Here is a 14,784-nt window from a genome sequence, read left to right on the forward strand (position 1 = left end):
CGTGCCGGGGATTTGTATACATGCGGGGCGCGGAGAATGAATAAGAGGGTAAGGAGCAAAAGAGGGGTTCTTGTAGAGATTCTTCAATTGGTAGGAAGGCTTCACGATTACCACAATGACGGTGTCCTGATGAGGTGGGAGATCTGATGGATGGGTGGTCTTATCTGTTGTTCGAAACCGGTTCAGGCTCCGTCCATCCCTTCACGAAAGAATAGCCCTGTAACAGAGGTATGATGACGGCATAACACGGATGAGGCCGTTCATGGTGTGCGGTATCGTGGGTGGGCGCATCCTGTGCGGCGTTCCGGGCGAGTGGTAACGGCCCGTCATTCTATTTTTGATCATTTTCCTTGAATTAAATCAAGGATTTTTGTAAACATTTTTTGGAATAATTACAGGAATTTTAGACAGGAATGGCTTAAGGAACCCTGTGTGTCCATGTTTAAATGAAATTTCATTAACTTTACGTATTTGGTAATCTATTTATTCATCTGGCCACGAGACTATTGCACCTGATAAAAATGGTATACTTCAGGAGTAATGATATATATGGGTATAGTTGACTTGGTTAACAAAAGGGGTCTGCCCCTCTTTTTTGCTATCCTTCTGATGTTAGTTGTATGTGCTGTCCCGGTATGTGCTGCTTCCTCAACCGAAGTGACAGTACAAAAGATTGCGGCAGACGGCACGACAGTCCTCAATGAGGTGACAGTCAGTGCTGCATGGATGGAAGTAAATCTTCCCGTGATGGGAGACGGAACAACGCACTACTATGCACAGGGTCCATCCTTCAATGAATCAAATCTCTGGGATCCATCGGAGACGATAAACTGGGAAGAGAAGGACATGGGTGCAGTCAGAGGTACTGACATTAAAGACCTCTGTAATCAGGTGGGCGGTGCGGAAAGCGGAGATCTGATTGTCCTCCGTGCTGCAGACGGATATTACAAGACATTCCCATATGAAAATGTCTATACTCCCGCGTCCCGGCAGGGTCAGATTGTGCTTGCCTGGGAGAAAAACGGCAAATCTGTGAGTGACGGTTCCTACGCAGATGGTATGCGCAATGTCTTCTTTGCAGATAACTCCACGAATCCGGAAGGAGCCCATGTCTATGGCAACTGGGATATGCATGAGACGATGCCGCAGATATACTGGCATTATTTCTCTGGAATCTATCCTGCAACAACAGGTCTGTCGGTGCAGACAATCAGCCAGATTAAGATTCTCACAGATGAACCGGCACCCGCGGCACCGGTGACCATTTTTGACGGTCCGGTGAATCTTGCTGACAGCACGTTCTCGTGGACCGATTCGAATGGTGCCTCCTATGACATCCGCTGGCAGACCCCGCACGGTGCGCTTCAGGCCGCTGCCTCAGATGGCGGTTTTACCTATGTGGGCGCCTGGAAAGACAGCAAAAACACGGCTCTTCTGAATGATATCTTCGCAGTTGATAGCTGGTACAACTACAGCAAGGATGACGGCCTTGGCTGGAACTACCAGGTGAACGGTGCCTATGTCAACTATTACTCTGATGTGACCGGGATCTCGAATTATGCCGATCTCGCAGACGGCGATGTGATCACCTACTACTATGGTCCGAAGGATGACATCACGACCGACAACGCAACTGCTCTCATCACGATTGATGTGAACTTTGGCGGTGCCGGCCCAACAGAGATCTACGATGGTACAGTGAATCTTGCTGACGAGACCTTCTCATGGACTGATTCGAATGGTGCCTCCTATGACATCCGCTGGCAGACCCCGCACGGTGCGCTTCAGGCCGCTGCCTCAGATGGCGGTTTTACCTATGTGGGCGCCTGGAAAGACAGCAAAAACACGGCTCTTCTGAATGATATCTTCGCAGTTGATAGCTGGTACAACTACAGCAAGGATGACGGCCTTGGCTGGAACTACCAGGTGAACGGTGCCTATGTCAACTATTACTCTGATGTGACCGGGATCTCGAATTATGCCGATCTCGCAGACGGCGATGTGATCACCTACTACTATGGTCCGAAGGATGACATCACGATCGACAATGCAACTGCTCTCATCACGATTGATGTGAACTTTGGCGGTGCCGGCCCAACAGAGATCTACGATGGCACAGTGAATCTTGCTGACAGCACGTTCTCGTGGACCGATTCGAATGGTGCCTCCTATGACATCCGCTGGCAGACCCCGCACGGTGCGCTTCAGGCCGCTTCAGCAGATGGCGGTTTTACCTATGTGGGCGCCTGGAAAGACAGCAAAAACACGGCTCTTCTGAATGATATCTTCGCAGTTGATAGCTGGTACAACTACAGCAAGGATGACGGCCTTGGCTGGAACTACCAGGTGAACGGTGCCTATGTCAACTATTACTCTGATGTGACCGGCATCTCGAATTATGCCGATCTCGCAGACGGCGATGTGATCACCTACTACTATGGTCCGAAGGATGACATCACGACCGACAATGCAACTGCTCTCATCACGATTGATGTGAACTTTGGCGGTGCCGGCCCAACAGAGATCTACGATGGTACAGTGAATCTTGCTGACGAGACCTTCTCATGGACTGATTCGAATGGTGCCTCCTATGACATCCGCTGGCAGACCCCGCACGGTGCGCTTCAGGCCGCTTCAGCAGATGGCGGTTTTACCTATGTGGGCGCCTGGAAAGACAGCAAAAACACGGCTCTTCTGAATGATATCTTCGCAGTTGATAGCTGGTACAACTACAGCAAGGATGACGGCCTTGGCTGGAACTACCAGGTGAACGGTGCCTATGTCAACTATTACTCTGATGTGACCGGCATCTCGAATTATGCCGATCTCGCAGACGGCGATGTGATCACCTACTACTATGGTCCGAAGGATGACATCACGACCGACAACGCAACTGCTCTCATCACGATTGATGTGAACTTTGGCAGCGGCCCGACACCTGGTGAGGACTGGAGCATTGTGGTAAAGAACGGTGCCCGTGAATTTACCGTCGACAAGGCATACTTTGAAGCAGGCGTTGGCTGTGGTCATGCAGCATCCTATACTGATGTGGACGGCACATGGGCCGGCATGCCGCTCTACTTCCTTGCAGGGCTTGTCGATGACGACAATTCACATGGTGCTGATGCCTTCAACCGTGACCTTGCAGCGCAGGGATACTCCGTTGAAGTAACCTCCGGAGACGGCTATTCAATCAACTTCGAATCCGCAGATATCGCAGATAATGCAAATATCTTTGCGGCAAATACCCTCAACGGCGCTGAACTCCCGGCAGTCATTGGCGATAAGGATAAGCCCTGCTGGCCACTCCGGATGTCCGGGTCAGAGGTCTCTGCCGGGAAACTTGTTGGCAATATTGTCACCATCGAACTCATTGGTGTCCCCGAACCGTCCGAAGGATGGGAACTGGCGGTAAACGGTCTCATCTCTGATGTGGTAACCGAAGCTGAATTCAATGATTTCTGCATGCACGCCGCCACCTGGACCGACGGCAACGGCGATGTCTGGGAAGGCGTCCCGCTCTGGGTTATTGCGGCTGTCTCTGACAACTATGAATCAACCACCCACTGGACCTTTGATGATACCACAGCAGCCAATGGATACACCGTCCGCATCACCGCAGGCGACGGATTCTCCCGTGACTTTGCCAGTGCGGATATGGCACGCTCGGATGACTACATCCTTGCAGGCATCTGCAACGGTGAACCGCTTTCAGATGAAGGCGATCCGGCAATGTACCCCCTGCGGCTTGTGGGACCGGCGGTCTGGAATGAGGCTGAAGGGAAATTCACCGGCTCAGCAATTTCAAACATCACCACCATTGATCTGGTAGAACTGATTCCGCCTGAACCTGCAGAAGGGTCATACAACCTTCTGACGAAGGGAATCATCACCAGTGTTATCACTGAGCAATTCTTTGAACAGGCGCTTGTCTGCCATCACACACAGACCTGGGTCAACGAAGCAACCGGTGAACAGTGGAGTGGTATTCCGCTCTGGATCCTTGCAGGATGGGTGGACGACCGCACACCACACGGCTCTGACGGCTTCAACGATGCTGTCGCCCTTGCCGGCTATACGGTGATTGTGACCGCAGACGATGGATATTCCAAGAGCCTTTCGAGTGCTCTTGTTGCCCGCAACAATGGCCTCATTGTCGCAAACACCCTGAATGGTTCACCCCTTGAGGACAGTTTCCCCCTGCGTCTGGTCGGCCCTGCCCTGCCGGAAGCAAGCTATGGCGTCGGCAACCTCGCAAAGATTGAGCTGACTGACTTCTGTGAACCGGAAGGCTCCCTCCCGCTGACCATCGTGAAGTATGCCGATGATGGTGTCACCGAGCTTTCCAATGTAACGGTTAGCTGGGAATGGATGGCAGACAACCTGCCGGTCTATGGTGACGGTGTCACGGAATACCAGTTTGAAGGCCTCTGCTGGCCGCCGAACGATCCGTGGGATATGGCAGAAACCTATCCGGGCGGCTTCAAGGTCTCAGAACAGATGAAGGGCACGTCCATCCGCGAGCTCTGTGACCTCGCAGGCGGTATGGATCCCGGCACTGAGATTAAGTTCGTTGCAACAGACGGATGGACAAGCAAACTCTCGTATAATGTCATCTACGAACCGGCAGACTGTGTCGGAGAACCCGTCCTGGCGTGGTACAGCGCAGACTGGGGCGGCCCGATGCCGGATTACGAAGATGGTTTCCGCTTATTCTTTGCAACCGATGACCACATCTTCGGTCAGAAGGATATGTATGAAGGCATTCCGTTCGAATACTGGCACTATAACTCAGGTCTCCCGTCCTGTGCAGGCCTTTCTGCAAGGATGGTTACCCGGATTGAACTAACCACCTACGCAGATCCGACATGGACGCTGACCGCACTCGGTGCCATTCCCTCTGAACTCACGAAAGGATTCTTCGAGGGTGCGATGGGATGTACCATGTCCGGCAATCACAAGGCAGTCTATGCAGATGGTTCCGGCAATACCTGGGAAGGTATGCCGCTCTGGCTGATCTGCGGATATGTCGACGATGCAAATTCACACGTTGGCAAATCGTACAATAAGACGCTTGCTGAAATCGGCTATGACATTCATATTATCGCTGAAGATGGCTATGAGACCGTCATTGACAGCCGTGACACTATTGAAAACAACAACTATGTCATTGCAAACACCCTCAACGGTCAGCTGATGCGGCCGGATGACGGAAACGGCTGGCCTCTGCGCCTTGTCGGTCCGAATGTCACCGCTCGTTATGATGGCGTAAAGAGTGTGAAGAACATCGTGAAGATCATCCTTGACCTCCCGTATGCACCGGATGAGTACTCCGGCATAGTTGCGGCTGAGTGGGGAGACATCCCTGCAGGCGCTCCCATACAGGCTTTTGTCGGCAGCATAGCTGCAGGAGAGGGTCTGATGGCTGATACCAATGTGTATGCCACTGCCGATGCACGCTTTGCGGTCACTGGCACCCAGTATATCATTGGCGAACCAATCACCTTCATCGTGGACGGGGTTGAGGCACTTGAGCACCCCGTATTCATGGGTGCACAGACTGTCGTGCTTAACCTGACCTTCCCCATCGGCAGCCTGCCGGTTGGTGTTGAGGACTGTGACGGTGTTCCGCCCGGTGTTGTGGCCGCCGGTGGAAATGTCACCGTTGACCTGACCGGTGGCAATGTAGATGTGGACGGCTCCAATATCACCATCTTCCCGGCCGGCAATGGCTGGGAGAGCATGCTCATCAAGACGGCTGGTTTAGCAGAGAATGCGACCGCTGCAACCGGCAGCGTTACCGGTGTCCTTGCAACAGGTATTCCTGTATCTGGCACGGTGCCCGCAGTCGGAAATGTCACTGCAGGATTTATGGTGAATCTGACCGGCATGCCGGGAAATAATGCAGGCATTAAATCGATGATTGCAAAGGAACCGTCCTCTGAGATGCTTTCCTACTTCCAGCTTGCTGCGGCAGCAGAAGGCGTCGGCATTCAGGATGTGGCATACACCCTTAATATCCAGAAATCCGGCATCGCCAACGGTGATGACATCAGCAGTGCTGTCATCAGAATGGCAGTCGCGCCTGAGTGGGTTACCGCTCATGGCGGTGTCGGTGCAATTCAGATCATCCGCCATGGCGAGGAAGGAATCACCGAAGTCCTTGAAACTGCCTTTGCCGGCTATGATGCAGCGGGTCTGATGATCTTTGAGGCAGAATCACCAAACGGACTCTCTCTGTTTGGCATGGCAGCCGTGTCAACACCATACTATGGTGACAGTGACGACTCCGGATGGACACCGGCACCTACTCCGACACCCGTTATTTCCACACCTGAGGCTGGTGCTGAGTATGCCATTATTTCCTCAGCAGTGACCTTCAGCACAGCTGATGACACAAAATCAGTCTCTATTGACCGTCGTGTTGCAGAGGCAAATGATGCTGCAGTCGTCGTAACCGGCACTGAGGTGCAGGTCCGTATGGCTGGTGGAACGCTTTATGTGGAGATGACTGGTGTCAATGAGGATGGAAATGTGATCTCTGGTGACGTCACCCACGTCTTCTACAAGGCAGCACCGGTGACGGCTGCACTTGGCGGCATCGGTAATGTCGCGGGCAGCATCACGATTGACTTCCTGGCAGTGCCCGCTTCAGACGCTGCGTTTGCTGTTTTCCTTACAGGAAAAGTGCCTGCACAGATCGAAAACGGGTTGAAACAGGCCGCACTCTCTGCCGGAAAGACCTCTGGCGATGTGGCCTTTATCATGCCGCTCTCCGCTTCCGGATTCTCCGTCGGCAGCACAACTGTGGCCCTTACTGCACCTGCACTCTGGATAGAGAGCAGCGGTGGTGCCGGCAATGTCGCGATTGTCGGGTATGGGTCTGACGGCAGGGCCGCCCTGCTGCCGACTACCCTGACTGATGACGGTGCATTCACCGCAGAATCCCCTGTTCTCTATGATGGCTATGCTCTCGTTGCTCTCAGCGCAGCAGAGGCCGGTGCAGAAATGACACCTGCACCCACAGCCACCCCGGGAGGCAGTGCACCTGCAGAAGAGACTCCCGCATCAGGCAGTATCTTCACCACCCTTGCACTCATTTGTGTAGTCTTCGGTGTTGCCGGATATGCGGCAATGAAAAAGAGATAATCCCATTTTTTATTTTTCTAAAATCCGGATGTGGAAATAATCTCCTGAAAGATTACTTTCGTCCTTCTTTTTCCGGAGTGCAGCGGGCTGACGTCTGAGCTGTTCGTTCATTGTCTGAATGGGTCCCGGTCAGCAATGACTTATGATTCCATTGCAGTGTTTTAGGCCAAAAATACGGGGAGATGTCCTGTCCGTATCCTCTGCATCCAGCACTCGTGGTGCCAGGCATGACATCATGGGATCTGCCTATTTCCCCGGTCCCTCTGGTTTGGTTCCGGCACCAGTCTTCGGGCCGGATGTAAGATAGAGATGGACCAATACCGCGACCGCAAAAGGACCCCACAAAACGGTATGAAGTCTGAATGACAGGGATTTACCGAGTACCCCAAGAGTGAACGGTTCAACGATTCCCGGATAGGTAATCCCAAATCCGGTAACCAGAATACAAATGGTAAGCAGCAGCAAAATCCTGTTTGTCCATGTACGATATACTCTCATTTTCATCCGTATCTCTCCGGGAATATCTGTCAGCCAAAGAAACTCCTGTCCAGATCACCTATGTTGGAATACCCTCTCCTCTCCCAGTATCCCCGGTAGGTTTCATCGTCTGAAAGCTCAATTGTAGTAATCCATTTGATCCACTTGTATCCCCACTTGTCCTCCGCAACAAGCATGAAGGGAAAGCCCCTTTCTGCGGGAAGGGTTACGTTGTTCATGGAATGAGCCATGATGATGTTGTTGTCAATGATATAGGTGAGAGGAAATGATGTGGAATATCCGTCATATGCAGTGAATATTACCGTATTTGCGGAAGGCAGAATACCGGATTGGTCTGTTATATCATTTACCCGTACTCCCTCCCAGAGAATGGTAACGTCCCACCCTTCGACACAGTTGAGGGTTACAACCTTTTTGTAGTTCTTAAATTCCGACAGAATCTCATCGTATGAATAGGTTTTTTCATTGGTTACCAGCCCGGAGACGGTAAGCCGGTAATCCTCCTCTGAGATACGCTGTGGACCTTTTATCGAGTTTTCCCGGAATGCTGATATTTTGGAGAGGTCTTCCCCATCGTAATTCCTGATTTCAACTCCTTCGAAATCCCCTGACTGCGCAAAATCCTGGTTGATTACGCCTGAGAGATCAAATAGATAGAGGATAATTACCGCGGCTATTGCGCAGAGTATAATTATCCGCAGGAAGTTTATCTGAATGATGCATCCTCCCGGAATCCGTTCGGTGTCTAATACTGAAGCCCTCGATATAAATAGGTGATGTCAGGAGATATCCTGATGCCCCATGATTCTGAAGAAGATGTGGGGGCCACATTTTCTTTCAGACTGAGACGTTCATATAAATGAATATATTATTTCTGCTGTCTTCGTTTCCACCACGGCAGACTGAGGTATGCAAGGTCTTCTCTGACATGCACAAGTTCCTGCCTGACATATTCAGTCCAGGTGTGTGTCTCTTCTGCCAGCTCCGCCGTTCGTGAAGCTCCTGTATCAAGTCTGTTGTCGCTGTAATGTATCCACGAGTCCACTGCCTCCATCTGTTCCTGGAGTGCAGCAACCTGACGTTCGAGCAGTTCAATTCGTTCCCGGGATGCTTCCCGGTCAGCATGAGCGGCGTTCTCCAGCGCAGTGAGTCTCTCAGCAAACCGTGAGAACTGCTGGCCCTGCATTGCAACGGTATTGATGAGCTGCGTCGGCACCCGGCCTGCGGGAGCAGTTTCACCGGCTGTGGCCTTCGCGGTCTTTTTTTCCTCGTCGCGTGATTTTGTGATGCTTGAGAGGCGGGACGGTGTACTGGTTTTTGCCTTCTTTTTAACTGCCGGTCCGGAGATGTCCTCAGTATTCAGGGATAGAGCTGTCTTCTCTCCCCTGTCTTCCTGTGCAATTGCAGAAAAAATCGCGGCTGCCTTTTCGTCATATACCTGAATTCTCCCCATCTTTCGTGAAGGAATCCGGTTGCCGTGCCTTTGTGCAATATCACGGATGTCTTCTTCCGGGAGCCCTGTTAGCTCTGCAATATCTGCTGTCTTCAGTATTTTTCCGCCTGGTGGTTTCATTGTATATTTCCTCTGGTGCACGGTGCCTGGAAAATAGCACGGTATTTCCTTTGAGTACTTCTTTACCGGTATACATTAATGCTCTCGTCCCGTATTCTGAGGTATGGGGTTCTTTCACCAGGTGCTTCCCGGCATCGGGACGAAATATGAACTGGAGACCGAGAGCGGGGATCTCATCTCTGTTATCTTCATGCCAAACGGCAGGGTGCAGCTGTATACCCAGCCGGCACAGTGTCCGGACTGTTATGCAGCAGATCTGAATCCGATGGAGACACGCCGGTTGGGCAATGTGCTTACCGGCGCCATTATGGAGGCAGAAGAGGAAGGGGTGGAGATTGCATTCTCTGCTCTTGCTGATCTCAGGATTGTGGTGCATACGTATATTATCGGTGCACAGCTTTCCGGAAAGACAATAGCTGATCTTGATATCCGCTCCCGTACGGGAGTAACGATTCTCGCGGTTTCACGAGAGGGGAAAAATACCATTAATCCACGTCCTGATTTCCGGTTTATGAGAGGTGATGCTGTTGTTGTCATCGGTGAATCGGATCAGATCCGGACATTTGAGCAGGAGTTCATGGAGTAGACGGAATGGAAGGAATTGCCATTGCACTTGCAGCATGCGTAGGAGTGGCACTCATCTGCCGGCGGTATGCTATTCCCCCCATTCCGTTCTATATCATCACCGGCCTTGCATTAGGGACTGCGGGCTTTGGTATTGTACAGACGTCTGAGGTTTCAGAATGGATTGCTCATATGGGGCTTTTGTTTCTCCTCTTTACGATGGGTCTCCATCTCCATCCGGGTGAAGTCGCAAAGCGGCGCGGCTCATTTCTCATTGCCGGAATGATTGATCTCTGTGTCAACTTCGCTGCCGGGTTAGCGGTGGCGTTCCTTATTGGTCTGCCGCTCTTTGATGCATTGGTGCTCGCCGGAGCATTTTATATTTCAAGTTCAGCTATTGCGCTTTCATCACTGATTGACAACCGAAAACTTGGGTTTCGGGAATCTGATACCGTGATCTGGCTGATGGTCTTTGAGGACATTATGCTTGTAGCACTGCTGATCCTGTTTACGGCACAGGATGTTTCCCCGCTCCGCACGATAGGTATCATCGTTTGCGTTGCGGCCGCCGCCTTTGTCTGTGTGGGGAAGTTCCGGGCACCTCTCCGGGAGTTCTTTGCACGGGAGGACGAACTTCCGATACTTGCGGTATTTCTGGCAGTGGTGCTGGCAGTTGCGGTATCAGACGTAACCGGTGTCCCTGACAGTCTGTTTGTCATCATTCTTGGTTCGGCCATCTCCCTTGCAGCAGCTGACCGTGCCGAAGTAGTTGCCCGTCCGTTCAGGGAGGTATTCCTTGTCGTATTCTTCGTATTTTTTGGGATATCAGTCAGCTTTACCGGCATGCCCCCTCTCGTCATCCTGGCGTCTGTGATAGTCCTCGCACTTATCACCAAACTCATCTCCGGGCTTATGATTGGGAAGGCCATTCATGGAAGGGTTCTCTCCGGAATTGACATATGGGCAGATACCACGTCACGGGGGGAATTCTCGATCCTTCTGGCACTGTTATACGGATCTTCCGCTGTAGTCCCTGTTGTTGCTGCAATGGTGGTTATAACGTCATGCATTGGCTCATTTACCGGTAAATACAGCGTTCGTATGCGGCGGTGGTGTGGGTGCATCACTACAGGGAAATAATGTCAATTTAATCCAACCAAATTTATTTATATGGTTATCGAAGAATATATCGTATCCAGCCCTTGAATGTGATGCTATGAAACAACAGTCAGTGGTATATCTTAACAGCCGCAAATCCGCTGATTTTGAGAAACAAAAGATAGATATTGAAAATTTCTGTAAATATCGGTTTGATATAGACCGTGTTTTTCATGATAATCAGTCTCCTGCTGTTCCCGCCTCGAATCGTCCGGAATTCATCGAAATGCTGAACTATTGTGAAAAAAATGGCATTTCCAATATTATTTTCCATGATCTGGATGTCACACTGAAAAATTCAGATGTGTTTACGAGCGATCTCTCTCTGGTCCTGAAAAGCGGGTCTATCCCTTACTGGGCTCAGGGGGATTTCATCTCCGGGGGGTATGATTCTGAGGAACGAAGGGAGGCTGTCAGTGCCTTTTCCCGCTATCTGGACCAGTTTTCATCCCAGCGGTTACGGGGAAAACGGGGGAGAAAAACCGCCGCTGCTCCCAGCCGCCGTCCGGGCCGCCCTCAGGCTCTGGATGAGAAGGGGATGTCCGATCTCCTTGCGGCACGGCGTTCTGGAAAGACAATTGGTGAGGTGTGCCGTATCTTCAATGTTTCACGAAGCACGGTAAGTAAGATTCTTCGTGATTATCCTGAGTTGAAAGGTGAATGGAAGGGGCCCGTTTTACCGAAAAAACGAACATGAATATTATCAGAACCGAATGTATCAGGACTGAATAATTCAGAACAGGCGATAGATACAATAGTCCTGATGCCGGTGTTCACGCTGGTCAAAATCTGCAAGAATGTTTGGACGGTTTCCCAGTTCAAGCATACGCGAAGCGAGGGTATCCATTCCACATGTCCGATGAATAATTGCACGGAGTTCATCGTTGACATGAAACAACGGCTCTTTCCCGATAGTTTCTATGGCGTCTGAGGGATATGCATCAATACCAAAATATTCAAAGATGGATTCCAGCGCGATGACCCATACCCGCTCTGATATTGCTTTTCGTGCTGCCTGTTCAGCTTCATCCTCGCTAAGCACCAGATATGCCTGTTCCCCGTCACAGTAATATGCAGGATACCCATAGAGTCTGCCGGATGACCGGGTGATGCGGTCAGCTGATACGCCGAGAAAATCTGCTAGTGTCTCTCTTTGCAAATCTGTTTCTGTGGTGCTCAGTGCATCATCACCTGGTGGTTGGTTTGAGTGTGGACCTTCTGAAAAGAGGTCTTCTATCATTCAATATGATGCACAGGAAAAAAAGGTTTTAGAAAGTTATCCGCTGGAGTGCATGCAGTGCCATCTGGCGGTAGGTTTCCGGGCTGTTTGCATAAAATTCCTGAGCCTTTCTGCTGTCGTCCGTCTGGCCGAAGGCATCAGCACGGTCAAGCGTCTGAGCGGCTGTTTCATCTACCCATTTCCGGTAGGTATCCTCATCGATCTCCGCAACAGCTTCTGCCCGGATTGAGACAAAGGTTGCACCATCGGGTGTGTCACGTGCCTGAGCTTTTCCAACGACAGCTACCCATGCACTCTCATCAATGCGAGATATCTGCTGCTTTGCCTCAGGCTGATAAATACCGGCACTGACAAAGAATATCCCCGTCGGGTCCTGTACGCGCACAGAGTAAAAGGTATTCTCCTCTCCTTTCAGCTCTTTTCGTGTCACCTGGCCACAGAAGAAGAGGCGGTTGCAGCGTACTCCGCTGGGAAGCATGACATAGACCGGGCTCTTTTCGTTCTCCCCGTCTTTAAACGTTAGGCGGACTTCCCGTACTTCTGCTGCGAACGCTCTCCGGGCAGGTTCACGCATGTAGCGGCGCTGGGTATCTGCTGGCGTGCTCATGAGAGATCACCTCCGTTTTGGCCTCCGGCCCGGTTTAGCAGCATCGCATGTTCTCCCTGGTCATACGTTACAAGGGTAACCGATTCGGCATCACGGATAATGATGGTGCCGTCAATGTCCGGACCACTGCAGGTGACATATCTCCCCATCAGACGCTCCTGGAACTGCATAAAGACATCATCCGGTCCAAGTGGTGAGTTCTCTGCAATTTCAATTGCTTTTTCAAGGGTAAGGCCGGTAACTTTCTCAACCGCGTCCCGCTGCATGATGACATTTTTTGCGGTGATGCCGTCATCGATGACGCCGGTTATCCTGAGGTCATAGCGGAATTCCTGCTGCATTTCATGAACCGGGCAGAAATTCTGCCGTGAGAGTGCACGGTTGCACCCTTCAACCCTGCAGCGTTTTATCAGGCCGGACCCTGCGCTCATGTGCACGACTGCACCGGTAAAAATTTCATTGCGTCCGTCACTTCCAATCTCAATGTCTGCCCCTTCCTCCTCAAGGACGGTTGCCCCGGAGAGATTGAGGGAATATCGTTCATTGTATTCATCAACACCTGCATAATAGATGGTATAGACCTTATCCTCTTCAAGTATGGTCTCATCTGCCATTCCGTCCCGGTTTTTCCAGATCACAAATTTCATCCGGCCGGTTTCATCCCCGACAAGTCCCGTCTGGAGCATCCGATCTGTGCGCACCTCCCAGTTGGTGAGCATCTTCACCCGCACGCAGGCTACACCGGGGGTGAGGTTTGCAAGGGGTGTGATAACCGGATTTAAGAAGCGGTCTTCTGCAATGGGTGTGATTGTCGAGCCGGAATGAATCTTCATGCTGGGTGCATTGCGGTATTCATCAATGGTTGCCTTCTCAATCCTGTACCAGCGGTGCTCCTCAAGTGGCTCTGCCCCGGCTTTTTCCCATACAACAAACTCCATTGCACCGCTTGCGTCTGCAATGATGCCCTTCTGTGCAATTGCTGAGCTGGGGGATGGCTGAAGGGCGACAATCTTCCCTTCGACAGTCACCCAGTCGTTTGGCTTTGCGGAAGCAATATCCCTGACTTCATCGGTATTGTCTGATCCGGTTTTCAGTGTCACCGCCATCTCATCTGCTGCTGTGGTCACCGGAGTTCCGGTATCTGAAATCGGGATGATTTTTGTGCCTGAATGAAGCTTCAGGCTCATTTTGTCATTATAACTGTCTGCAACGGCGGATTCAATCCTGTACCAGTTGCCCTCTTCCAGGGGTGGAAGCTCTGCTTTACTCCAGATGACAAATTCTATGGCATCTGTTGCATCCGCAATAATTCCCCGCTGTGATATTTTTGGATTTCCTCCCTCTGATGTTTTTACCACTTTTCCTTCAATGGTAGCCCATTCTTCGGGATTGAGTGATCCAATGGTTTTCACCTCTGCCGAATCTCCGGATTTTCCTGCCATTTTTTCTGCCATCTGGTGCCATTCCTGGCTGACAATCCGGCTCATTCCCGGCACCGGGACCACCTTTGTGCCGGAGTGCAGTTTGATATTGAGCTTCTCCCTGAATTCGTCTGCGACACAGGATTCAATCCTGTACCAGGCATTTTCCTCAAGGAGCTGCAACTGTGCCTTTTCCCAGATGACAAACTCGACAGCACCACTCTCATCCGCAATAATTCCCCGCTGTGCAATCGCAGGATTTCCTCCGGCAGCAAGCATGACTACCTTTCCTTCAATGGTGGCCCAGTCATTTGGCTGAAGTTCAGCGATCTGTTTTTTATCTTCTGCTTCACGCTGGACGGTGATCTGCTGTTCGCGCATGATCTCATTTGTCACTTGGCGTTCGGCATCTTCTGCCGGGATAAGAAACTCGTTGATAAGCAGGCGGAGTTTGGCCTGGATCTTTTCTGTATCCGGCTTTCCCCCCCGTTCTTCAATTGTTCTGGAGATTCTTTCTGCTGTTTGGGTAATCTGATCCATAATACATCTCCGTGGTTTTTTTTCTGATTATGTA

General features: G+C 51.1%; 10 protein-coding genes. 4 read left to right on the plus strand and 6 right to left on the minus strand.

Going from position 1 to position 14,784, the window contains the following annotated elements:
• Positions 1-609 precede the first annotated feature (609 nt).
• Entirely contained in the window at positions 610-7,149 is a 6,540-nt protein-coding gene (locus L1S32_RS11225; RefSeq protein ID WP_278155188.1) for a hypothetical protein, read from the plus strand.
• Positions 7,150-7,395: 246 nt separating this feature from the next.
• Here the strand turns inward: L1S32_RS11225 and L1S32_RS11230 are convergent, their stop codons facing one another.
• From L1S32_RS11230 to L1S32_RS11240, 3 genes are all read right to left on the minus strand, one after another.
• Positions 7,396-7,653, minus strand: a complete 258-nt coding sequence (locus tag L1S32_RS11230) for a hypothetical protein (protein WP_278155189.1) — start codon at positions 7,651-7,653, stop codon at positions 7,396-7,398.
• Between the two features lie 23 nt (positions 7,654-7,676).
• Positions 7,677-8,414 carry a molybdopterin-dependent oxidoreductase gene (locus tag L1S32_RS11235; protein ID WP_347403378.1) on the minus strand — a complete coding sequence of 246 codons (738 nt, stop codon included), beginning with the start codon at positions 8,412-8,414 and terminating at the stop codon, positions 7,677-7,679.
• 101 nt (positions 8,415-8,515) lie between these two features.
• Positions 8,516-9,220 carry a hypothetical protein gene (locus tag L1S32_RS11240; protein WP_278155190.1) on the minus strand — a complete coding sequence of 235 codons (705 nt, stop codon included), beginning with the start codon at positions 9,218-9,220 and terminating at the stop codon, positions 8,516-8,518.
• Positions 9,221-9,323: 103 nt separating this feature from the next.
• Here L1S32_RS11240 and L1S32_RS11245 point away from each other — a divergent pair, with 103 nt between their 5' ends.
• From L1S32_RS11245 to L1S32_RS11255, 3 genes are all read left to right on the plus strand, one after another.
• Complete coding sequence (locus tag L1S32_RS11245) at positions 9,324-9,806, plus strand: TrkA C-terminal domain-containing protein (RefSeq protein WP_278155191.1); 483 nt, start codon at positions 9,324-9,326, stop codon at positions 9,804-9,806.
• Between the two features lie 5 nt (positions 9,807-9,811).
• Entirely contained in the window at positions 9,812-10,924 is a 1,113-nt protein-coding gene (locus tag L1S32_RS11250; protein WP_278155192.1) for a cation:proton antiporter, read from the plus strand.
• 76 nt (positions 10,925-11,000) lie between these two features.
• Positions 11,001-11,639, plus strand: coding sequence for a helix-turn-helix domain-containing protein (locus L1S32_RS11255; RefSeq protein ID WP_278155193.1), 639 nt, complete (start codon positions 11,001-11,003; stop codon positions 11,637-11,639).
• Between the two features lie 36 nt (positions 11,640-11,675).
• Here L1S32_RS11255 and L1S32_RS11260 read toward each other — a convergent pair whose 3' ends face one another.
• Genes L1S32_RS11260 through L1S32_RS11270 form a run of 3 tightly spaced genes read right to left on the minus strand, consistent with a single transcriptional unit; the run spans position 11,676 to position 14,750 of the window.
• Complete coding sequence (locus L1S32_RS11260; protein WP_278155194.1) at positions 11,676-12,182, minus strand: hypothetical protein; 507 nt, start codon at positions 12,180-12,182, stop codon at positions 11,676-11,678.
• 28 nt (positions 12,183-12,210) lie between these two features.
• The gene (locus tag L1S32_RS11265; protein WP_278155195.1) at positions 12,211-12,789 is read right to left on the minus strand and encodes a nucleic acid-binding protein; all 579 of its coding nucleotides are present in this window, start codon (positions 12,787-12,789) and stop codon (positions 12,211-12,213) included.
• Complete coding sequence (locus L1S32_RS11270) at positions 12,786-14,750, minus strand: hypothetical protein (protein ID WP_278155196.1); 1,965 nt, start codon at positions 14,748-14,750, stop codon at positions 12,786-12,788. The genes L1S32_RS11265 and L1S32_RS11270 overlap by 4 nt, the downstream gene beginning before the upstream one ends.
• Positions 14,751-14,784: the final 34 nt, after the last annotated feature.

This window comes from Methanogenium sp. S4BF, from assembly GCF_029633965.1.
Lineage (GTDB): Archaea > Halobacteriota > Methanomicrobia > Methanomicrobiales > Methanomicrobiaceae > Methanogenium.

Excerpts from the sequence above, each read along its gene's own strand:
- L1S32_RS11225 (WP_278155188.1), top strand. The coding sequence starts at position 610 with ATGTTAGTTGTATGTGCTGTCCCGGTATGTGCTGCTTCCTCAACCGAA.
- L1S32_RS11230 (WP_278155189.1), bottom strand. The coding sequence starts at position 7,653 with ATGAAAATGAGAGTATATCGTACATGGACAAACAGGATTTTGCTGCTG.
- L1S32_RS11240 (WP_278155190.1), bottom strand. The coding sequence starts at position 9,220 with ATGAAACCACCAGGCGGAAAAATACTGAAGACAGCAGATATTGCAGAG.
- L1S32_RS11245 (WP_278155191.1), top strand. The coding sequence starts at position 9,324 with ATGGGGTTCTTTCACCAGGTGCTTCCCGGCATCGGGACGAAATATGAA.
- L1S32_RS11250 (WP_278155192.1), top strand. The coding sequence starts at position 9,812 with ATGGAAGGAATTGCCATTGCACTTGCAGCATGCGTAGGAGTGGCACTC.
- L1S32_RS11255 (WP_278155193.1), top strand. The coding sequence starts at position 11,001 with ATGAAACAACAGTCAGTGGTATATCTTAACAGCCGCAAATCCGCTGAT.
- L1S32_RS11260 (WP_278155194.1), bottom strand. The coding sequence starts at position 12,182 with ATGATAGAAGACCTCTTTTCAGAAGGTCCACACTCAAACCAACCACCA.
- L1S32_RS11265 (WP_278155195.1), bottom strand. The coding sequence starts at position 12,789 with ATGAGCACGCCAGCAGATACCCAGCGCCGCTACATGCGTGAACCTGCC.
- L1S32_RS11270 (WP_278155196.1), bottom strand. The coding sequence starts at position 14,750 with ATGGATCAGATTACCCAAACAGCAGAAAGAATCTCCAGAACAATTGAA.